We start from the raw sequence: 19506 nt of genomic DNA on the forward strand, positions 1-19506 counted from the left end.
CGGGGAGCAGGACATGGGTGGGACCGTCACAGCGGTCAGCAGCAACGGAACGTACTCGTTCACCAAGCCGAATCGGGAGAGCATCAGGCTGCTCGCCGGGCTCGGGGTGGAGGGGGACGTGCATGCCGGCACGACGGTGAAGCACCGGTTCCGGATGGAGAAGGATCCGTCGCAGGTGAATCTGCGACAGGTGCACCTCATGCACGAGGAGCTGTTCGACGAGCTGCGCGAGGCCGGATTCGTCGTCGCTCCCGGGGAGCTCGGGGAGAACGTCACCACTCGGGGGGTCGATCTGCTGGGGCTGCCGGTCGGGGCGCTGCTGCGCCTCGGGAACGAGGCCGTCGTCGAGATAACCGGGCTGCGGAATCCGTGCGCGCAGATCGACAACTTCCGGAAGGGACTGCTCAAGCAGGTCGTCGGGAGGCAGGACGGGGGCGACGGAGGCATCGTCCACAAGTCCGGTGTCATGAGTGTCGTACGGGAAGGCGGCGTGGTGCGGCCCGGGGACCCGGTCGAGGTCGAGCTGCCGGACGGGCCGCACCAGCCCCTGCGCATCGTCTAGGGCGCGTCCGGGATCAGGCTCGGAAGTCCGCCGAGCGCTCCCGGGGTGCCTCGGCGAGGGCCTTCGTCACCGCGTCGAGGCCCTCCTGGAGCCCGTAGACCGGGGTGCCGGGCTGCTGGCGCCAGGAGTCGTCGAGGCCGCCGGCATCGACGGTGTCGAAGCCGAGGTCGTCGATGAGGGCGCGGACTACGCGCTTGGCTGCCTCGTCGTCGCCGGCGACCGGGAGGGCCATGCGGTCGGGAGCGCCCGCCGGTCGGGGGCGGTCCAGGATGTCCTGGGCGTAGGTGCCGTTGAAGGCCTTGATGACGGTGTGGCCGATCTGCTGGGCCGTCCAGCGGCTCTCGGTGAGGCCCTCGTCCTCGATCGCGGCGATCCTGCCGTCGCGCTGCTGGGGGTAGTAGTTGCCGGTGTCGAGGACGGCGACACCGTCCGCCGCCTCGTCGAGCAGCCCGGACGGCAGGTCCGGGACCGCCTTCACCGGGACCGTGATCACGACGAGCTCGGCGCCGCGTGCCGCGTCCTCGACCTTGACGGGTGTCGCCCCGGTCTCCTCGGCGAGCGCGGTGAGTGTGTGCGGACCGCGGGAATTGGCGACGGAGACGTCATGGCCGAGGGCGGTGAGCCGCCGGGTGAGGTTGCCGCCGATGTTGCCCGCGCCGATGATGCCGATCTTCATGAGTGCCAGGCCCTTCCGGGGTTGATGGTCCTGATGAGGGTCACCAACCCCGGGGACGCACTGGCTATTCCGGGGTGTACGGCACCCGGGTGACCGCCCTCAGGGTTTCACCACGATCTTGCCGAAGTGCGCGTTGCTCTCCATCAGACGCTGGGCGTCCCCGATGCGGTCGAGCCCCTCGAAGACCTCGGCCACCGGTGGCCGGAAGCCGCCGTCGCGCAGGCCCGCGTTCAGGAAGGCCGTGGAGCGGCGGCGGCCTGCCGGCGTCGAGGTCAGGGCGAAATTGGCGTACGTGTGGACGGTGAGCGGCCAGTTCCAGGGGAGTTCGGCCGGTCGCTGATCGAGCCAGCCGTAGACGAGCATCGCACCGCCCTGCGCGAGCGCCTCGCCCAGCGGGCGGAAGCCGGGACCGCCGATCGCATCGAAGATCACCTCGGCTCCACGCCCGCCCGTGAGCCGCCGGACCTCCTTCGGCACGTCCTCGTCGTCGGACACGATCACATGCTCCGCCCCGAACTCGAGGAGCCGGCGCTTCTTCGCCTCGGACCGGGTGGTGGCCAGCGGAACCGCGCCGATGCGGTGGGCGACCTGGATCGCGGCGGTGCCGACACCGCTGGACGCGCCGGTGATCAGGACATGGTCGCCGGGTTTCAGTCCCGCGGTCTCGAGGAGCGCGCCGTACGCCGTCGTGTACGTCAGCCACGCCGCCGCGCCGGTGACCGCGTCCACCGTCTCCGGGCGCGGCACGACCGTGGTCTCCGGCAGCACGACGCGTTCCGCGTACACCCCCTGGGCGCTCATCTCGATGCCGGGTCCCGTCGTCACGGTGTCGCCCACGGCGAAGTCGACGACGCCCTCGCCCACCGCCTCGACGGTGCCGGACGCCTCGTAGCCGAGCCGCGAGGCGGGCAGGGTGGGCTGGTAGTAGTACGTCCCCGCGCGGAACAGGGCCTCGGCGCGGTTGAGGCCCAACGCCTCGACGCGGACGAGGACTTCGCCGGGACCGGGGGCGGGCACCTCGACGTCCTCGATCTTCAGGACGTCCGGGCCGCCGAGTTCGTGAAAGAGCACGGTGCGTGAAGTGGTGGATGGCATACCCATGACGCTAGGAGCGCGACGCGAGACGATCCATGCCTGTAGGTCTCGCTTTCCTGTCCTTTCGTCTCGCCTCGATGCCCGCGCGCTACGGTACGGTCATGGACGTACTCAGCGACGCCATCGCCACGATGCGCACCGGGCGCCCGCACTCCTCGCGCCGGGACGAGTACGCGCCCTGGGGAATGCGCTTCGAGTCCTCGGACGGGGCCGGGTTCCATGTGGTGCTGCAGGGTTCGGCGTGGCTGCTTCCCGCGGAGGGGGAGCCGGTGGCGCTCGGCCCCGGCGACGTGGCCTTCCTCGCACACGGCCGCGGTCACGCGCTGGCCAGCGGCGTGGACGTACCGTTGGAAGACGTACGGCTGCGGCCTGACGGTACGTGGCCGGAACCTCCGCCTCCACGACCGTTGACCGGCACGTCCACCGTTCTGCTCTGCGGGGCCTACCAGTTGGACCGGGCCCGCGCGCATCCGCTCCTGTCCGAGTTGCCCGACGTCGTCCACCTCCCCGCCCGCGTCGGCGCCCACCGCTCGCTGCGGGCCGCGGTCGAACTGCTCGGCATGGAGCTGGAGGAGCCCCGGCCGGGCTCCGACACGATCGTCACCTCGCTCCTGGACACACTCCTGCTGTACATCCTGCGCGCCTGGTGGCAGCGCGAGCGGCACAGCTCCGGGCATCCCACCGGCTGGTCGGCCGCCCTCGCCGACCCGGCGGTCGCGGCGGCCCTGCGCGCCGTCCACGGTGCCCCGTCCCACCCCTGGACGGTCGAGGAACTCGGCGCCCTCGGCGGCCTCTCCCGCGCGGCCTTCGCCCGACGGTTCACCACGCTGGTCGGCGAGCCCCCGCTCACGTACCTCACCTGGTGGCGCATGACGACCGCGGGCCGCCTGCTGCGCACCGACGACATCCCCCTGCGCCAGGTGGCCCAACGCACCGGCTACACCTCGGAGTTCGCCTTCGCCAAGGCGTTCAAGCGGGAGTACGGGGTGGCGCCGGGACAGTACCGCAGGCGCGCCTCCTGAGCGCCGCCCGCACCGCATGACGAAGGGGCGCCCGCCGGATCACCGGGGGCGCCCCTTCGCGGGTGTCACTTGCTCAGGTGGGTCCAGAACTCGTCGAACGAGAGGACCTTGTCGCCGTTGAGGTCGCGGCTGGCGATGATGGCCTCCGCCACCGACTCGGTGACGTTCCAGTCGCCGCCCTGGGCGAGGGCGGTCTTGAACTCGGCAGCGGTGATGAAACCGTCACCGTCCGTATCGATCCGCTCGAACTGCTTGCGTGCTTCCTCGATGTCCGCCACCGGTCCGCCCCTTCGTAGTGCATTACTGCCATGTGTACGGAGGTCAGATTAACGGGCGGGCCGAGCGCGCAGTGCGGCGACCACCCAGGCGAACTCCGCGCGGTGCGCGGACAGCGGCTCCATGCCGCGGACCAGCGCGTTCAGCTCCCGAAAGCGCGCCATCTCGACATGCGCCGCGGACTCCAGGCGTTCCAGTACGGCCGCCCGGTCGGCGTTGCCGAGCAGCGGGCCCAGCACCTCCTCGGCCTCGGGCGACTCGGGGTCGACGCCCTGCTCCAGCGCCTCGCCCGCGAGCTGCACCAGGCGGCTCATGAACCACAGGGAGGTGCCGGCCGGCACGTCCGGCCCCCGGTCCGCCGCGTTGAACTCGATCATCTTCCGCATACGCCGGCGAAAGCCCTTGTCCTGCAACAGCTCGGCCAGCTCCACCCACGCGTCCACCTGCTCCGGCGTGGGGTCCTCGGGCAGCTCGGCGAGGCCGAACCGCATCCTGGTGCGGATGTCGGGGTCCGCGGTGTCGAGGCCCTCAAAGGTCTCCTCCATGAAGTCGTCGGCGATGCGCTTGCGCTCCGCGGCCGACAACCGCGCCAGCTTGTTCATGAGTGTCATCTCCTCCGCGGTGGAACCGCGTCGCGCCACGGTCGACAGCACCGCCCGGGTCACCTTCAAGGACCGGATCTGTGCGTCCAGCGCCACCACATGCGCGGCCGCCACCTCCGCGACCGTCGTCTCGCCCGCCAGCACCTTGCGTATGTCGTCCAGGCCCAGGCCCAGTTCTCGCAGGGTGCGGATCAGCTCCAGACGGGCGACGGACGCGGCGTCGTACAGGCGGTAGCCGCCCGAGGAGCGGGCCACCGGGGGCAGGGCGCCCTCGTCCGACCAGTAGCGGATGGTACGGACGGACAGGCCGGTGCTCCGGGACAACTCTCCGATGGTGAAAAGTCCGGTGCCGTCTTCGATCATGTCTGGGAGTGTGGGCCTTCCAGTGGGTGGAGACTCAAGGTGAGCGCTCAACTCGGGGACTCGAGGTGCGGGGGCGCGGTCGTGGCTGACACTCTGCTGAACATTCTGAATGCGGCGGCTCGTGGTGTCTTTCCGCCTCCCGACGGCGGCGTCACCGTCGTGCGTCAGCATTCCGGGCGGGACGCCGGGGTCACCGCCTTCACCGCCCATAACGTCGTCTTCACCGACGAGGATCCCCGGTGGGTGCGCGAGGCGCTGGCCTCCGTCGACTGCGACGCCCTCGCCGCGCCGATGAACGCGCGGTTCCTCGCGGCGCTGATGGAGCGTACGGGGCGGGCGAGCGACACCATCGACGTGCTCACGGTCGGCTCCCCGCTCCCGGGTGAGCCACCGCTCGAGCTGAAGGAGATCCACGACCCCGACCATCCACGGGTCGTCAGTTCCCGCAGGCGCCGCGACGACGTGCGGGTGTGGACCACCGCGGGCGGCGTGCTCGTGATGGGGCGCGGGGTCGCCGGCCGCCTGGAGGTCGCGGTCGAGGTCGATGAAGACGTACGGCACCGGGGGCTGGGGCGTGCGCTCGTCACGGCGGCCCGGCAGCTGAGCGGGGGCGAACCGGTGTGGGCCCAGATCTCGCCGGGGAACGCCCGCAGTCTGCGGGCGTTCCAGGCAGCCGGTTACCGCCCGGTGGGGTCGGAGGCGCTGCTCATCACCTGCTGAGCAGGTGATGAGGAAGTGCGGGTGCGTGCCCGCGTCGATCCGTGCGCGCCCGAACTTCCCCGAGATCGCTCGGAGATCAGTGCCAGGGCTCGTAGTTCGGGTTGCTCTCGCAGTCGCTCATGATCTCGGTCTTGGTCTTCTTGTCGACCGGACAGACGCCGATGATGTATTGGCTCGCGATGCCGCCGGGGAAGGCGACCTCGACCTGGTCAGCCCACTTGTGGGTGTCGCCGATGGTCTTGTTGACGTCCACGCCGCCGGGCGCGTCGATGTAGTAGTTGTAGCCGGACTTGTACCAGGTCTTGTACAGGTCGTGGTCGTACGTCGTCGACACGTACGGCGAGGGCTGGTTGACGAGGACGTACTGCTCGATGTCGTACTGCCCGTTGACGACGTCCTTCGGGTAGAAGCCCTGCTCGAAGACGGTCGCCGGGCCGCGGCTGTCGCTGCGGTAGAGCGTGCCGCAGGTCTTGCGCCAGACCGGTTCGGGGGTGATGCGTCCGATGTCCACGCGACGGTCGGCGGCCGCCTTGATCGGGTCGGCGAACTGGGGACAGGCGGGCGCGGCCGCCTTGGTGGCCGTCTCCGGGGCGGGAGAGGCGGGGGTCGCGGCGGACGTCGCGAAGACCGCCCCGAGGGAGAGGACGACAGCAGCGGCCCGCCGCCGCGGACGAGTTGTGATCATGGGGAGCACGATCTCGGTTCCGTAGCGGCGGGCCGGGGATCATCACCCGTACGGCGGCGTGTCATCCGCCGGAGGTCAACTGCGCTCCCGTCAGCGGAAGATGCCCGTGTGGCCGAGCGAGTAGCGGCCCGGCTGCGGGTACACCGCGAGGCCGTGCGGACCATCGCCGACCGGGATGCGGGCGAGCTGGACGCCGGTGCGGGTGTCGATGGCGTACACCTCGGAGTTGTAGCGGCCGGAGAGCCACAGGACCTTGCCGTCCGCGGAGACGCCGCCCATGTCGGGGCTGCCGCCCTGGGGCAGATACCACTTCTTGGTGAGCCTGTTCTGCGTGAAGTCGAAGATGGAGATGCTGCCTTCGCCTCGGTTGGAGATGTACATCTCGCGCGAGTCGCGGCTGACGTACAGGCCGTGGGTGCCCTTGCCGGTGGACAGGAGGGTCGGCTTGGTGAACTTGTCGCCGTCCAGGGCCCATACGCCGTTGGCCATCATGTCGGCGATGTAGAACCTCTTGCCGTCCGGTGAGATCTTCACGTCCTGCGGCATGGAGCCGTGGAACGGCAGTTTCTGCTGCGCGACCACCTTCATGCTCTGCGTGTCGAGCTTGAGCAGTTCGCCGCTGAACTCGCACGACACGATGAAGTAGCGGCCGTCGAGGGAGAAGTCGGCGTGATTGACGCCGTAGCAGTTGACCGGCACGGTCTTCACGCGCTTCATGGTGTGCGCGTCGCGGAAGACCAGTTCGCGGTCGAGCGAGGCCATCACGATGGCGTACTTGCCGTTGGGCGTGAAGTAGAGGTTGTACGGGTCGTGCACGCTGACCGGTTTGCCTGCCTTGCCGGTCTTGGGGTCGATGGGCGTGAGGGTGTTGCCCTTGTCGTTGTTGACCCACAGGGTCTTCATGTCCCATGAGGGAACCACGTGTTGGGGCAGGGCGCCGACCGGGATCGTTCCGATGACCCGGTACGTACTCGGGTCGATGACCGAGACGGTGTTGGACTGGGTGTTGGGGACGTAGACGCGGGCGGGGAAGTCCTTGACCACCGGGGAGAGCCTGTTCGGGCGGTCGGCGGCGTAGACGTCCGTCGGGTCCAGCACGGGGGGCATGCCGGGCAGCCCTTGGACCGCCCTCTTCGTCGACGGAGTGGGCTGGACAGCGGCCTTGGTGTCAAGGGCCTCGTGCGCTGGTTGCTTGGGCTCACTGTCGCAGCCCGCGAGCGCGGCGAGGACGGCGCCGGCGATCAGCGCGCGCTTGATGGTGGTGTGGTGCTTCTGCATCAGCTCAGCAGCTCCGTGGTGGTGACCGCGTGCAGGCCGCGGCGGTGGAGTTCTTCGAGGACAGCAGGGAGCGCGGCGACCGTGTCCGCGTAACCGAAGTGCAGGCTCACGATCGATCCGGCGCGGACTTCGCCCATGACGTTGCGGGTGACGGCGGGCGCTCCCGGCGAGGTGAAGTCGCGCGAGTCGACGTCGTAGGAGAGCGTGTGCGGGTAGCCCGCGGTGCGGGCGAGCCGTTCCACGAGAGGTGAGGCGCGGGGAGTGCGGGACGGCCGGAACCAGGTGCCGATCGAACCGGTGAGCCGCGCCAGGCGCTCCGCGCAGCCGCGGATCTCCGCGTTCGCGTCCGCCTCCGACATCGCGTTGATGTCCAGGTGGCGCAGGGTGTGATTGCCGAGGTCATGGCCGCCGTCGAGGATGCGGCGGGCGATGTCGGGGTGCTCGTCGAGCCAGGTGCCCACCGCGAGCACGGTGACGCGGGCGCCGCCCTTCTCGGCCTCGCCGAGGAGCGCCTTGGCGATGGTGGGATCGCCCTGGCCGTGGAAGGTGAGGGCTACTTGGGGGCGGGTGCGGGGGCCGTGGGTGATCTGCTCGGGCTGCTTGGGGAAGCTGCGCGGGGTGGGGGCGGAGGCTGGGGTCGGGGCCTGGGACGCGGTGTGGGTGGCCGGGGTGGCCGGGGATGCGCTGTGAGCCGCAGGGGATGGCGCTACGGCACCTGCCGTGGAGCAGCCGGCGGTAAGTGTTCCGGCGGCGAGTGCGACGCCCGTGCGCAGCGCCGTACGTCGATCCGGTGCGGGGCGGGCGGCGTTGTCGTCCTCGCCGGACGGCTGAGGGGGGTGCGCGGGGTGCGCGGGGCGCGCGGGCGTGGTCACTCGCACTATTTAAGGGCGAGTTGGCCCCAAAAGCGGCGATTGGCCCGATCAGAGGGCTGCGCGGGTCGCGCTCCGCTGGTGAGTGGGTGGGTCGGGGCCGTGCCGGTACATCCGCTCCGTCGCCGGCGGCAGATCGGTCGGACTTCACGGCTCTGCCTGTTGGCAACCAGGTAAGCGACGGGGCATGTGATGTACCGGCACGGCCCCTTCCGTGCGTCGGCGACTGCGGATGCGTGGGGAGTGCCGCCTCTCTAAGCCGGGGGCGTGCGTCGCCGACTGCGGGCGGGGGGGTATCGGGCCCGTGGTCGGTGGCTGCCAACAAGTCTTCAGCCTGTCCGGCGTTCGAGGACGAGGCCGTCAAGGCCGATACGGGGGTCCGGGGGCGGAGCCCCCGGGTATGGGACGGGTAGGGGCGGAGGGGGCGAAAAACCCTGACCGCAGCCGGAGGTGTCCGGGTACAGGGTGCGCAAAGTTCCTGCACAGACATGTGGTTGGGCGGGCGGTGCTTTTGGATCAGTCGACCGCGTCTGCGATAGTCAGCGGTGCGACCTCCACCCATTGACCCGGGCCATGGTTGTCGCCGGTGCCGCGGTTCACACCCCAATTCGTTCCGCGGCGCCCAGGAGCCCCGGCTGCTCAGCGGCCGGGGTTTCCGCGTGCCGGGGAGGGTTCAGCGGTCGGCCACGCGCATTTCGAACCAGGTGGTCTTGCCGCGGGGCAGGAGATCGACGCCCCAGCGGTCGGAGAGTTTGTCGACGAGGAAGAGGCCTCGGCCGCTCAGGTCCAGCTCCTGAACCGGCATCAGACAGGGCAGGCCACGGGAGGGGTCGCGGACCTCGATGCGGATCCAGCCCCGGCGGCGGCGCATCCGGAGCCCGAAGACGCGGGCACCGGTGTGGCGTACGGCGTTGCCGACGAGCTCGGACACGAGTAAGACCGCGTCCTCCGTCATCTTCGGCGACAGCCCCCAGTGCCGCAGGACCACGACCTGCGTGAGCCGCCGCGCGGTGGCCGCGGACTCCGGGCGGGACGGCAACGGCACCTCCGCCTCTGTCGGATTGCCGAACAACTCCAGCGCCTTGAGCGCCCGTTCGTCTTCGACCGCAGGCGTCCAGCGCGCCGCGGTCGCACTCCCGTGCCGCCGCGGCTGTTCGATACCCTCCAGCCCCGCCATGCCCCCATCATGGCCGCCCAGAGCCCCCTTCGGGGCCGTTCCGAAGGAATACACCCCCCGGAAGGCATCATTCCGCACCATCCGATCGGCATATGCCGCAGGCAGTTCGGGGGGCATCGAGGCCCGTCTGACCTGCCCATACGGGCCACTTGGGGGCAATCACCAGCGCCCCCCGACAAGGCAGGCTTAAGGTTGCCTTAAGGCTCGCATAAACCGCCCCTTCGGGGGACGACGGGTAAGACATCGCGTCAACTGCAAGTTGATCAGCGGAACTTGGAGAGTGACTTTCGCCGTATCGGCGAGGGGTTCGGAGCCGCCGGGCGCCGCCCGCTCAGAGGAACTTCGCCTTCCCCGGCCCCTCCTCCACGAAGCTCCGCATCCCCCGCTCACGGTCCTCCGTCGCGAACAGGCCCGCGAACCAGTTCCGCTCGATGGCGAGTCCGGTCTCGATGTCCGTCTCCAGGCCCGCGTCGATCGACTCCTTGGCGGCGCGCAGCGCGATCGCCGGGCCCTGCGCGAGCTTCGCGGCCCAGGCGTGCGCGGCAGCGTACACCTCGTCGGCCGGGACGATCCGGTCCACCAGGCCGAGCGACAGGGCTTCGCCGGCCTTGACCATGCGGCCGGTGAAGATGAGGTCCTTGGCCTTGGAGGGGCCGATCAGACGCGACAGGCGCTGGGTGCCGCCGGCGCCGGGGATCAGGCCGAGCAGGATCTCCGGCTGGCCCAGCTTGGCGTTGTCCGCGGCGATGCGGTAGTCGGCGCACAGTGCCAACTCGCAGCCCCCGCCGAGCGCGTACCCGGTGACGGCGGCGACGACCGGCTTGGGGATGCGGGCGACGGCGGTGAAGGAGTCCTGCAGGGCCCGGGACCGCACCACCATCGCGGCGTGGTCCATCGCCTGCATCTCCTTGATGTCCGCGCCCGCCGCGAACACCTTCTCCCCGCCGTACAGGACGACCGCGCGGACGTCCGCCCGGCCCGCGGCCTCCTCGGCGAGCTCCTTGAGCCGGTCCTGCGTCGCGACGTCCAGCGCGTTCATGGGCGGGCGGTCCAGACGGATGGTGCCCACACCTTCGGCTACTTCGAGATGCACAGTCATGGGAGCAGGTTAGTGGGCGTTAACGCCGACGGGCCGGGTGTGCTGGGTCACAGCACACCCGGCCCGTACCGGTGGAGCGATTACTTGGTCCAGTCGGACCAGGACAGGTTCCAGCCGTTGAGGCCGTTGTCCGGGGCGACCGTCTTGTCGTGGGAGTTCTTCACGACCACCACGTCGCCGATGATCGAGTTGTCGTAGAACCAGGCGGCCGGCACCTTGCCGTCGTAGCCGCCGCGCACATCGCGTACACCGATGCAGCCGTGGCTGGCGTTGTAGTTGCCGAAGGCGCCGCCGCCCCAGTAGTTGCCGTGGATGAAGGTGCCCGAGTTGGTCAGACGCTGGGCGTGCGGCACGTCCTTGATGTCGTACTCGCCGCCGTAGCCGACCGTTTCGCCGTTCATGCGAGTCACCTTGAGGCGCTCGCTGATGACCATCTGGCCGTTCCAGGTGTCGTAGCCCGGCTTGCCCGTGGTGATCGGGATGGTCTTGATGACCTTGCCGTCGCGCTTGACGACCATCGTGTGCTTCTTGGCGTCGACCGTGGAGACCTGGCTGCGGCCGATGGTGAAGTTCACGGTCTTGGTCTGCTTGCCGTAGACGCCCGGCCGGCCCTCGACGCCGTCGAGGTTGAGGGTGACGCTGACCTTCGTGCCGGCCTTCCAGTACTGCTCGGGACGGAAGTCGAGGCGGTCGTTGCCGAACCAGTGACCCTCGACGTCGACCGCGGGCTCGGTCTTGATCTTGATGGCCTTCTCGACGTCGTCGGGGTGTGTGATGCCCCGCGTGAAGTGGATCGAGAAGGGCATCCCGACGCCGACCTTGGAGCCGTCGTCGGGGGTGTAGATGCCGACGAAGGTGTTCTTCGGGGTGAGCGTGGTGAAGGCGGAGTCCTCGGCGGCCTCACGGCCGTCGGAGTCCTTGGCCACCGCGTGCACCTTGTACTTGGTGGCCGAGGCGAGGTGGGTCGAGGGCGTCCAGCCGGCGCCCCCTCCCGTTATCTCGCCGTCGACCGCGTTGCCCTTGGTGTCCTCGACCTTGACCTCGGTCAACTTGCCCTTGGCAGCGGTCACCTTGAGGACGCCGCTGGTCTTCACATCGTCGGCGCCGTCCTTGGGGGCAATGGTCACGACGGCCTGCGAAGCCTTGGTGTCCGCCGTACTTGAGCCCTTGCCCTTGCCGTCCCCCGAGCCGGACCCCGAGTCCTTGCCCCCTCCGCCGCCGCAGGCGGTCACGGCGAGCAGCAGGGCGGCAAGGAGCAGTGCCAGAACCCCCTGCTTCCCGTGTGTCCGCGCGCCAACCGACGCCCCCGATATCGGTCGCCCGTTCAAAGTCGTTCTCCCCTCGCACGGCCTGATCAGGCCCGCACTCCAGCGCGTCCCACGCGCGTATCGCGCTAATTAATCACACGACCTGGAGCGATGGCTCCCCGGGAATGTCACTGTTCAGTCCCAACTTCGGCCGAACGGGGCGCCGCTGGAGTGCGTCGTGCGCGTACCCCCAAATCGGGTTACTTCACCGCGCCCCCCGCTTTCCACTCCTTCCATCCCATGTTCCACCCGCCGAGCCCATTGTCGGGAGCGACCTTTTTGTCATTGCTGTTGACGACCTCGATGACGTCCCCGATGAGGCTGCGGTCGAAGAACCAGCCCGCCGGGCTGTCCGAACTGCCGCCCTTCACGTCCTCCAGGCCCACGCAGCCGTGGCTGACATTGGCGTTGCCGAAGACGCCCGGCGCCCAGTAGTTGCCGTGCAGGAAGGTCCCGGAGTCGGTCAGGCGCATCGCGTGCGGGACGTCCGCGATGTCGTACTCGCCGCCGAAGCCGACCGTGCGGCTGTTCATCCGCGTCACTTCCAGCATCTCCATGACGACCATCTTCCCGTTGTACGTCGCCTTCTCGGGGGCCCCCGCCGTGATCGGCACGGTGGCGAGGAGGTCGTCGTCGCGGCGTACCTCCATGGTGTGCGTGGCGGCGTCGACGAGGGAGACCTGGCTGCGTCCGATGGTGAACGAGAAGGTCTTGTACTGGAGTCCGTAGACGCCGGGGGCAGCCTCGACGTCCCGCAGATGCAGCCCGACCGTGACCTTCGTGCCCGGCTTCCAGTACTGCCGGGGACGGAAGTCGAGGCGGCTCTTGCCGAACCAGTGCGGGCGGACCTCGACGGCGGGTTCGGTGTTCACCTGAATGGCGCGCTCCACCGCGGCCCGGTTCTGGATCTCCCGGTTGAAGGAGAGCGAGACGATCATTCCGGTGCCGACGATGGATCGGTTCTCCGGAGTGACGTAGGCGATGAACCGCTCGCCGGGGACGGCCGTCGTGAACGTGGTGTGCCGCGCCGAGCGCCGCCCGCGTCCGTCGAGGGCCACCGCGTCGACGGTGTACTTGGCCGCCAGCGCGACCCGCGCGTCGTCGGGCTTCCAGGTCAGGCCGTCGTCAGTGATGTGCCCCGGCACCGGGGACTCCTGCGCGTCCTGGGACTTGACGACCTTGACGGATTCCAGGCGCCCGTCGGGCACCCATACCTTGATCGCCTCTTTTGGGCGTACGCCCTTGGCGTTGTCGGCCGGCGAGACGCGGATGACGTCCTCGGACGACTGCGGTTTGCCGAACACCTCGTCGAACCCGTCCGAGGTGCAGCCGGAGGCTCCGGCCAGCAGGCCGGCCCAGGTCAGTACGGCGGCCAGCGCGGCCCCTGCGCGCCGCGCGCGCGTCTGTACGTGCTTCACAGGGGGCCCAACGACTGTGCCCCTCTGGGGAAACGTGAGTGCGAGCCACGCTCTGGGCAGAACAGTGGGGAGGACGACGCGAAGGGGAGCCGCGGCCGGGACGCCGCACGCTTCTTTCCGGGTCGTTCCACGAGCCGCGGGAGGCTGACCGGTGTCGAGCGCACCCGAGCAGGAGGCAGTCCAGGAGGGACGTGCCGCGGGCGGCGGGCTGCCCGCGCAGCCGGCCCCCGGGCTGAACGGCGCCCGGCGGACGCCCACGCCCGCCGTGTCCGTGTGGCCGGGCGCCCCGACCCCGCTCGGGGCGCGTTTCCGCGTCGGCCCCGACGGCGCCGCGGGCACCAACTTCGCCCTCTGGGCAGGCGGCGCGGAGGCCGTGGACCTGTGTCTCTTCGACGAGCGGGACGGTGAGGTCCACGAGACCCGGGTCCCGCTCACCGAACTCACCCACGAGATCTGGCACGGCTTCGTCCTCGGCGTGCTGCCCGGCCGCCGCTACGGCTTTCGCGTGCACGGCCGCTGGGATCCGTGGACCGGCGCCCGCTGGAACCCGGCGAAGCTGCTCCTCGACCCGTACGCCCGTGCCGTGGACGGCGACTTCAGTCTGCCGCCCGAGGTGTACGGACACGTCCGCGACTGGCCTCAGCAGCAGGTCGCCGACACGGTGCGCGACGACCGCGACTCGGCGCCGTACGTCCCCAAGGGTGTAGTGGTCCATGACGACGACGACTGGTCGGACGACCACCGGCCGAAGACGCCGTGGGCGGACTCGGTCATCTACGAACTGCATGTGCGGGGGTTCACCCGCCTGCACCCCGGGATCCCGGAGGAACTGCGGGGCACGTACGCGGGACTGGCGCACCCGGCCGCCATCGAGCACCTCGTGAAACTCGGCGTGACCGCGGTGGAGCTGCTGCCGGTCCACCAGTTCGCGCACGAGGACCATCTGCTGCGCAAGAGCATGCGCAATTACTGGGGCTACAACTCGATCGGCTATTTCGCGCCGCACGCGGGGTACGCCGCCTCCGGGACGACCGGGCAGCAGGTCGGCGAATTCAAACGGATGGTGCGGGCGCTGCACACCGCCGGCATCGAGGTCATCCTCGACGTCGTCTACAACCACACGGCGGAAGCGGACGAATTGGGCCCGATGCTGTCGCTGCGCGGCATCGACAACCGGGGGTATTACCGGCTGCAGTCGGACGCCCGCCGGTACGCGGACTACACGGGGTGCGGGAACACGCTGCACGTGGTGCAGCCGCATGTGCTGCGGCTGATCACCGATTCGCTGCGGTATTGGGTGACGGAGATGGGGGTGGACGGCTTTCGGTTCGATCTGGCTGCCGCGCTGGCGCGCTCGATGCACGACGTCGACATGCTGTCGCCGTTCCTCGCCGTCATCGCCCAGGACCCGGTACTGCGGCGGGTGAAGCTGATCGCGGAGCCCTGGGACGTGGGCTCCGGTGGATATCAGGTGGGATCCTTCCCACCCCTGTGGACGGAGTGGAACGACCGGTATCGGAACGCCGTGCGGGATTTCTGGCGCGGGGCGCTGCCCGATGTGCGGGATCTGGGATATCGGCTGTCCGGGTCGAGTGACCTCTACGCCTGGGGTGGGCGGCGGCCGTACGCCTCGGTGAATTTCGTGACCGCCCATGACGGGTTCACGCTGCGGGATCTCGTGTCGTACGAGCGCAAGCACAACGAAGCCAACGGGGAAGGGAATCGGGACGGTTCCGACGACAATCGGTCGTGGAACTGCGGGGCGGAGGGGGAGACGGCAGACGACCGGGTACGGGCCCTGCGACGGCGGCAGTTGAGGAATCTGCTGACGACACTGTTGCTGTCGACCGGAGTGCCGATGCTGGTGGCCGGGGACGAGTTCGGGCGGACTCAGCGGGGCAACAACAACGCGTACTGCCAGGACAACGAGATCAGTTGGGTCGACTGGTCCCATCTCGACGACCCCGGGTGGCGGGCCTTGTTCGATCTGACGTCCCGGTTGATCGCCCTGCGGCACGAGCATCCCGTACTGCGGCGGCGGGCGTTCTTCTCCGGGCGTGCCCATTCCGCCGACGGGTTGCGGGATCTGGCGTGGTTCACCGCGCGGGGGACGGAGATGACGGAGCGGGACTGGTACGCGCCCGCGGCGACGCTGGGGATGTATCTGTCCGGGCGGGACATTCCCGGGCGGGACGAGCGCGGGGTGCCGGTCGTGGACGACAGCTTCCTCGCCGTACTGCATGCCGGGGACCGGCCGGTGAGTTTTCTGCTGCCGGGGTCGCCTTGGGCGGAGCGGTACGAGGTGGTCGTGGACACCTCTCGGGAGGAGCAGGGGGTGGCGCCGGGGGTCGTGCACCGGGCGGGGGCGGGGGTCACGGTGCCGGCCCGGGCGGTGTTGCTGCTGCGAGTGGTGGGGTGAGGGTTTTCGCCCCCTCCGCCCCTGCCCTTCCCGGCCTTCCTTTCGGCTGCGGGTGGGTGCGGGCTTGTCGCGCAGTTGCCCGCGCCCCTTCCGGGGCGCGGGCAACTACGCAGCTTTTGGCGGGGGCCTGGAGGCGCAGCCCCCAGATACGGGACGGGCAGGGGCGGAGGGGGCATATAACTAACCCGGGTGTCCACAGCATGGACGGTGGCCTGACGGCTCGGTCTCGCCGCTGCTGCCGTATCCGGCCCCCTGGTCCTCCGCCCGCACGGCTAGCCGAGGATCCCGCGGTCGTACGCGACCGCCACCGCCGCCGCGCGGTCGTTCACGCCCAACTTGGCGTACAGGTGGGTGAGATGGGTCTTCACCGTGGCTTCGCTGATGAACAGGACGCGGGCGATCTCGCGGTTGGAGGTGCCCTTGGCGACCAGCGCGAGGACCTCGCGTTCGCGGGCGGAGAGGGCCCCGGAGGGGGTGGTGGGGGCGCGTACGGCCGAGACCAGACGGGAGGCGACCGCCGGGGACAGGACCGTACGGCCCTCCGCCGCCGCGCGGACCGCCGTGAAGAGCTCGTCCCTCGGAGCGTCCTTGAGGAGGTAGCCCGTCGCGCCCGCCTCGATGGCGGGGAGCGTGTCGGAGTCCGTGTCGTACGTCGTCAGCACGAGGATCTTGGCGCGGGCGCCACGGCCGGTGAGTTCCGCGATGGCCTCGACGCCGTTGCCACCGGGCATGCGGAGATCCATCAGGACGACGGCCGGGTCGAGCGTCACGGCGAGCGAAACCGCCTCCACGCCGTTCGTCGCCTCGCCGAGGACGGCGAATCCAGGGGCGGACTCGAACATGCCGCGCAGCCCGTCCCGTACGACGGGATGGTCGTCGACGATCAGCAGGGAGATGGGCGCGTCATCGGTCATGGCGCACCAACGGTACGCGAGCCGACACCGCCGTACCCTGCCCCGGCTCGGACTCGACGGTGAGTGCCCCGGCGATGCGCTCGGCGCGTGCGCGCATGCCGTCGAGGCCGAAGCCGCCGGTGCCGGTGCGCTCGGGGACGGCGACGGGGTCGAAGCCGCGTCCGTCGTCGCGGATGTCGAGGGTGACCTCTTCGTCCATGAAGCTGAGGGTCACTCCGACGCGGGAGGCGGCCGCGTGCCGCGCGGCGTTCGAGAGGGCCTCCTGGGCGATGCGCAGAAGGGTGGCCGAGACCTCGTCGTGGAGCTGTTCGGCGGTACCGGTGAGTGTGAACCCGGCCCGTACGCCGGCGCGTTCGCCCCATTCGGCGACCGTTTTCTTCAGCGCCTCGGGCAGCCCGTCGTCGGCGAGCGCCACCGGTGCGAGATTCTGCACCGAGCGGCGGGCCTCGCCGAGGCTGTGCCGGGCCAGGTCGGCTGCGCGGCCCAGGTGCTCGCGGGCGGCCGCCGGGTCGGGCGTGTTCGCGACGACCTGGAGCTGGGCGATGATCCCGGTCAGGCCCTGCGCGATGGTGTCGTGGATCTCGGCGGCGAGGCGGCGGCGTTCGTCGGCGACGCCGGCTTCCCTTGCCTGGACCAGGAGTTGGGCGTGCAGGGCGGCATTCTCGTCGAGGGCCTGTTGCAACGCCGTGTTGGTGCGTTCCAGTTCGGCGATCGTCTCGGCCTGGACGCGGGCACGTTCGTCCTCCGTGGCGAACAAGCGGTCGGAGACACCGACCAGGACGAGGGTGATCGCGAGGATCGCCCCGAAGAGCAGCCACTGGGTTCCCTCGCGCGGAGGCAGCCCGCCGGACTGCGCACCGGCCATGGTGACGGCGGTGGCGAACAGTCCGGCCTTCCTCAGCAGCCGCCGCGGCAGCAGCCGACGAGCGCCGAAGTAGCCGGTGAACGCGTAGAAGCAGAAGAACGGGTTGATCCAGGTGAGCACGAAGGCGATCAGCCAGCGGACGGCGTAGTAGCTGATGCTCATGGCAGACGGCCCGCGCCGAGAATCGGCGACGGTCCCCCACCACACCTGGAGCACCAGCCCGGCGGCGACCAGGCCGCCGACCGTGTACCAGTCGCCCGGCCCCATGTCGAACAGGCCCCCGGTCGGCACCGCGAGGAGCCCGCCGACCATCAACAGCAGGTACGGCCCCCGGTGGTCGATCGCCGCCCACCGCTGCTCGACTCCCGCCACGTCCTGCTCCATGGGCCCAGTCTCGGGCACGCGCGTACTCACTCCCAGCGGAACCAGCGGCTCGCCGCGCCCGTCAGCAGCAGGATCCACACGGCCAGCACGCCGAGGTGGGTCCAGCCAGGCCATTGACCGGCCGCCGCCTGGTTCAGGGCCTGTGCGGCGGCGCCGAACGGCGTGCAGCCGACGATCCGGGCGAGCACGTCCGGCATGGCCTGCACCGGCAGCCACACGCCCGCGCAGAACATCGCCGGGAAGAACACGGCCGATCCGATCGCGCCCGCGGTCTTCGTCGTACGGGACAGCGCCGACACCACCGATCCGAGAGCGAGGGCCGCCAGTACGGCCAGGAGCAGCGCGAGGACGTATCCGAAGGGCTGCTTCGGCAGTCGTACGTCGAAGCCGAGCCGCCCGACTGCGAGGACGAGCAGCGCCGATGCAAGGGCAGCGACGCCGTACACCAGCATGTGCGAGGACAGCAGGGCGCTCGGTCGTACGGGCGTGGTGGACATCCGGCGCAGGATGCCGCGTTCGCGGTAGCCGGTCAGGGTCTGCGGCATCGACTGCAGTGCACCCACGATCAGACCGAGCAGCACGGCCACCGGGACGTAGGCGTCGACGGTGCGCAGGCCGCCGAAGTCGTCGTTGGGCTGCCGGAAGGACGGGATGGAGCCGAGGATCACCAGGAGGAGGGTGGGGAACACCAGGATCCAGAAGATGCCGCCGGGTTCGCGGCAGAAGAGCCGGACCTCGGTCCTCAGGACCGCGGAGTTCACACGGGGGCGGATCAGGGTGCCGCTCATGCTGCGGCCTCCGTCAGGTCCAGGAAGGCGTCGTCCAAGGTGGCCTCGGAGACGCGGAGTTGGTGGGCGGTGATGTGGTGGCGGGCGAGCAGCGTGATGACGGCGTTGACCGTCTCGTCGGTGCCGGACAGGGTGATCCGGCCGTCCTTGTGCTCCACCGAGGCGAGCGCGGGCAGCGCCGTCAACTCCCGCTCGTCCAGCGGCACCGACGGCGTGAAGCTGATGACGGTCGAGCCCGCCGAGCGGCGGATCAGGCCCGCCGGGGTGTCCAGGGCGGCGACCCGCCCCTTGTCGATGACCGCGATCCGGTCGCACAGGCGCTGCGCCTCCTCCATGAAGTGCGTGACGAGGAGGACCGTGACGCCCTGCGCGCGGACGTCCTCGATGAGCGCCCAGGTGTCGCGGCGGGCCCGCGGATCGAGTCCGGTGGTCAGCTCGTCGAGCACGACCACGCGGGGGTTGCCGATGAGCGCGAGCGCGATGAACAGGCGCTGCTTCTGGCCGCCGCTGAGCCTGCCGAAGCGCGTGGTGAGCTTGGCGGTGAGGCCGAGGCGCTCGGCGAGCGGGCGCCAGTCGGCGGGGTGCGGATAGAAGGCGGCGTACAGCTCCAGCGCCTCGCGCACGGTGAGCTTGGCCTGGAGTTCGCTCTCCTGGAGCTGGGCGCCGAGGACGCGGCTGGTGGCCTCGCGGTCGGCGACGGGGTCGAGGCCGGTGACCCGGACGCGGCCCGCGTCGGGGATCCGGAGACCCTCGACGCACTCGACGGTGGTGGTCTTGCCGGCGCCGTTGGGGCCGAGGATCCCGAAGATCTCGCCTTCCTCGACTGCGAAGGAGACGCAGTCGACGACGGCCCGGCCGCCGTAGGACTTGCGCAGTCCGCTGACTTCGATGACTGACATGATCCGAGGGTCCCTGCCAGGCGCCAGGAGCCGCATCGCCCATCGCGCTCGAAGCGGCATCAGCCGATCGGTTGATGCGGCGGTACGA

Annotated in this window: 18 protein-coding genes and 1 pseudogene; 4 read left to right on the forward strand and 15 right to left on the reverse strand. The window is 70.1% G+C overall.

Annotated elements, in window-relative coordinates:
• Window positions 1–13: 13 nt before the first annotated feature.
• Complete coding sequence (locus ACIBK0_RS19815) at window positions 14–562, forward strand: MOSC domain-containing protein (RefSeq protein ID WP_399081356.1); 549 nt, start codon at window positions 14–16, stop codon at window positions 560–562.
• A gap of 13 nt (window positions 563–575) precedes the next feature.
• On the opposite strand, the pseudogene ACIBK0_RS19820 reads toward ACIBK0_RS19815, so the two are convergent.
• Both ACIBK0_RS19820 and ACIBK0_RS19825 read right to left on the reverse strand, forming a co-directional pair.
• Window positions 576–1259 (reverse strand): annotated as a pseudogene (locus ACIBK0_RS19820) (NADPH-dependent F420 reductase); the annotation flags it as partial.
• Between the two features lie 78 nt (window positions 1260–1337).
• Window positions 1338–2333, reverse strand: coding sequence for a zinc-dependent alcohol dehydrogenase family protein (locus ACIBK0_RS19825; RefSeq protein ID WP_399081358.1), 996 nt, complete (start codon window positions 2331–2333; stop codon window positions 1338–1340).
• Between the two features lie 101 nt (window positions 2334–2434).
• Here ACIBK0_RS19825 and ACIBK0_RS19830 point away from each other — a divergent pair, with 101 nt between their 5' ends.
• Window positions 2435–3355 (forward strand): AraC family transcriptional regulator, encoded by a 921-nt coding sequence (locus tag ACIBK0_RS19830; protein ID WP_399081360.1) that lies wholly within the window; start codon window positions 2435–2437, stop codon window positions 3353–3355.
• A 65-nt stretch (window positions 3356–3420) separates the two neighbouring features.
• On the opposite strand, the gene ACIBK0_RS19835 is transcribed toward ACIBK0_RS19830, so the two are convergent.
• Together ACIBK0_RS19835 and ACIBK0_RS19840 are read right to left on the reverse strand one after the other, a co-directional pair.
• Window positions 3421–3633: an EF-hand domain-containing protein gene (locus ACIBK0_RS19835; protein WP_189188843.1), complete on the reverse strand. Its 213-nt coding sequence runs from the start codon at window positions 3631–3633 to the stop codon at window positions 3421–3423.
• Between the two features lie 48 nt (window positions 3634–3681).
• On the reverse strand, window positions 3682–4596 hold the full coding sequence (locus ACIBK0_RS19840; protein ID WP_399081363.1) for a MerR family transcriptional regulator: 915 nt from the start codon (window positions 4594–4596) through the stop codon (window positions 3682–3684).
• A gap of 81 nt (window positions 4597–4677) precedes the next feature.
• On the opposite strand from ACIBK0_RS19840, the gene ACIBK0_RS19845 reads away from it, so the two are divergent.
• Window positions 4678–5316, forward strand: a complete 639-nt coding sequence (locus ACIBK0_RS19845; RefSeq protein WP_399081365.1) for a GNAT family N-acetyltransferase — start codon at window positions 4678–4680, stop codon at window positions 5314–5316.
• A gap of 76 nt (window positions 5317–5392) precedes the next feature.
• Here the strand turns inward: ACIBK0_RS19845 and ACIBK0_RS19850 are convergent, their stop codons facing one another.
• From ACIBK0_RS19850 to ACIBK0_RS19880, 7 genes are all read right to left on the reverse strand, one after another.
• Complete coding sequence (locus ACIBK0_RS19850) at window positions 5393–6001, reverse strand: ADP-ribosyltransferase (protein WP_399081367.1); 609 nt, start codon at window positions 5999–6001, stop codon at window positions 5393–5395.
• Window positions 6002–6091: 90 nt separating this feature from the next.
• A complete protein-coding gene (locus ACIBK0_RS19855) occupies window positions 6092–7279 on the reverse strand; it encodes a YncE family protein (protein ID WP_399081369.1) in 1188 nt (395 codons plus the stop codon).
• Window positions 7279–8052: a polysaccharide deacetylase family protein gene (locus ACIBK0_RS19860; RefSeq protein WP_399081422.1), complete on the reverse strand. Its 774-nt coding sequence runs from the start codon at window positions 8050–8052 to the stop codon at window positions 7279–7281. Before ACIBK0_RS19860 ends, ACIBK0_RS19855 begins: the two co-directional genes overlap by 1 nt.
• Before the next feature lie 769 nt (window positions 8053–8821).
• Window positions 8822–9325 (reverse strand): ATP-binding protein, encoded by a 504-nt coding sequence (locus ACIBK0_RS19865; protein WP_369249310.1) that lies wholly within the window; start codon window positions 9323–9325, stop codon window positions 8822–8824.
• Between the two features lie 331 nt (window positions 9326–9656).
• A complete protein-coding gene (locus ACIBK0_RS19870) occupies window positions 9657–10424 on the reverse strand; it encodes an enoyl-CoA hydratase/isomerase family protein (RefSeq protein WP_399081371.1) in 768 nt (255 codons plus the stop codon).
• A gap of 80 nt (window positions 10425–10504) precedes the next feature.
• Window positions 10505–11752 (reverse strand): Ig-like domain-containing protein, encoded by a 1248-nt coding sequence (locus tag ACIBK0_RS19875; protein WP_399081373.1) that lies wholly within the window; start codon window positions 11750–11752, stop codon window positions 10505–10507.
• A 179-nt stretch (window positions 11753–11931) separates the two neighbouring features.
• A complete protein-coding gene (locus ACIBK0_RS19880) occupies window positions 11932–13149 on the reverse strand; it encodes an Ig-like domain-containing protein (RefSeq protein ID WP_399081375.1) in 1218 nt (405 codons plus the stop codon).
• A 151-nt stretch (window positions 13150–13300) separates the two neighbouring features.
• Between ACIBK0_RS19880 and glgX the strand changes: the two genes are divergently transcribed.
• Complete coding sequence (gene glgX, locus ACIBK0_RS19885; protein WP_399081377.1) at window positions 13301–15568, forward strand: glycogen debranching protein GlgX; 2268 nt, start codon at window positions 13301–13303, stop codon at window positions 15566–15568.
• 272 nt (window positions 15569–15840) lie between these two features.
• Here glgX and ACIBK0_RS19890 read toward each other — a convergent pair whose 3' ends face one another.
• The 4 genes from ACIBK0_RS19890 to ACIBK0_RS19905 are packed head-to-tail and all read right to left on the reverse strand — an operon-like array spanning window position 15841 to window position 19418.
• Window positions 15841–16482 (reverse strand): response regulator, encoded by a 642-nt coding sequence (locus ACIBK0_RS19890; protein ID WP_399081380.1) that lies wholly within the window; start codon window positions 16480–16482, stop codon window positions 15841–15843.
• On the reverse strand, window positions 16472–17731 hold the full coding sequence (locus tag ACIBK0_RS19895) for a sensor histidine kinase (protein WP_399081382.1): 1260 nt from the start codon (window positions 17729–17731) through the stop codon (window positions 16472–16474). The genes ACIBK0_RS19890 and ACIBK0_RS19895 overlap by 11 nt, the downstream gene beginning before the upstream one ends.
• A 26-nt stretch (window positions 17732–17757) precedes the next feature.
• Window positions 17758–18492 carry an ABC transporter permease gene (locus ACIBK0_RS19900; RefSeq protein WP_399081424.1) on the reverse strand — a complete coding sequence of 245 codons (735 nt, stop codon included), beginning with the start codon at window positions 18490–18492 and terminating at the stop codon, window positions 17758–17760.
• Window positions 18493–18515: 23 nt separating this feature from the next.
• Window positions 18516–19418, reverse strand: a complete 903-nt coding sequence (locus ACIBK0_RS19905) for an ATP-binding cassette domain-containing protein (RefSeq protein ID WP_399081384.1) — start codon at window positions 19416–19418, stop codon at window positions 18516–18518.
• Between the last annotated feature and the right edge of the window lie 88 nt (window positions 19419–19506).

The sequence above is a fragment of the Streptomyces sp. NPDC050564 genome, from assembly GCF_044457265.1.
Lineage (GTDB): Bacteria > Actinomycetota > Actinomycetes > Streptomycetales > Streptomycetaceae > Streptomyces.

Bases quoted from the DNA above. Each gene is read 5' to 3' on its own strand.
- ACIBK0_RS19815 (WP_399081356.1), top strand. From the start codon at position 14: ATGGGTGGGACCGTCACAGCGGTCAGCAGCAACGGAACGTACTCGTTC.
- ACIBK0_RS19825 (WP_399081358.1), bottom strand. From the start codon at position 2,333: ATGCCATCCACCACTTCACGCACCGTGCTCTTTCACGAACTCGGCGGC.
- ACIBK0_RS19830 (WP_399081360.1), top strand. From the start codon at position 2,435: ATGGACGTACTCAGCGACGCCATCGCCACGATGCGCACCGGGCGCCCG.
- ACIBK0_RS19840 (WP_399081363.1), bottom strand. From the start codon at position 4,596: ATGATCGAAGACGGCACCGGACTTTTCACCATCGGAGAGTTGTCCCGG.
- ACIBK0_RS19850 (WP_399081367.1), bottom strand. From the start codon at position 6,001: ATGATCACAACTCGTCCGCGGCGGCGGGCCGCTGCTGTCGTCCTCTCC.
- ACIBK0_RS19855 (WP_399081369.1), bottom strand. From the start codon at position 7,279: ATGCAGAAGCACCACACCACCATCAAGCGCGCGCTGATCGCCGGCGCC.
- ACIBK0_RS19865 (WP_369249310.1), bottom strand. From the start codon at position 9,325: ATGGCGGGGCTGGAGGGTATCGAACAGCCGCGGCGGCACGGGAGTGCG.
- ACIBK0_RS19870 (WP_399081371.1), bottom strand. From the start codon at position 10,424: ATGACTGTGCATCTCGAAGTAGCCGAAGGTGTGGGCACCATCCGTCTG.
- ACIBK0_RS19890 (WP_399081380.1), bottom strand. From the start codon at position 16,482: ATGACCGATGACGCGCCCATCTCCCTGCTGATCGTCGACGACCATCCC.
- ACIBK0_RS19895 (WP_399081382.1), bottom strand. From the start codon at position 17,731: ATGGAGCAGGACGTGGCGGGAGTCGAGCAGCGGTGGGCGGCGATCGAC.
- ACIBK0_RS19905 (WP_399081384.1), bottom strand. From the start codon at position 19,418: ATGTCAGTCATCGAAGTCAGCGGACTGCGCAAGTCCTACGGCGGCCGG.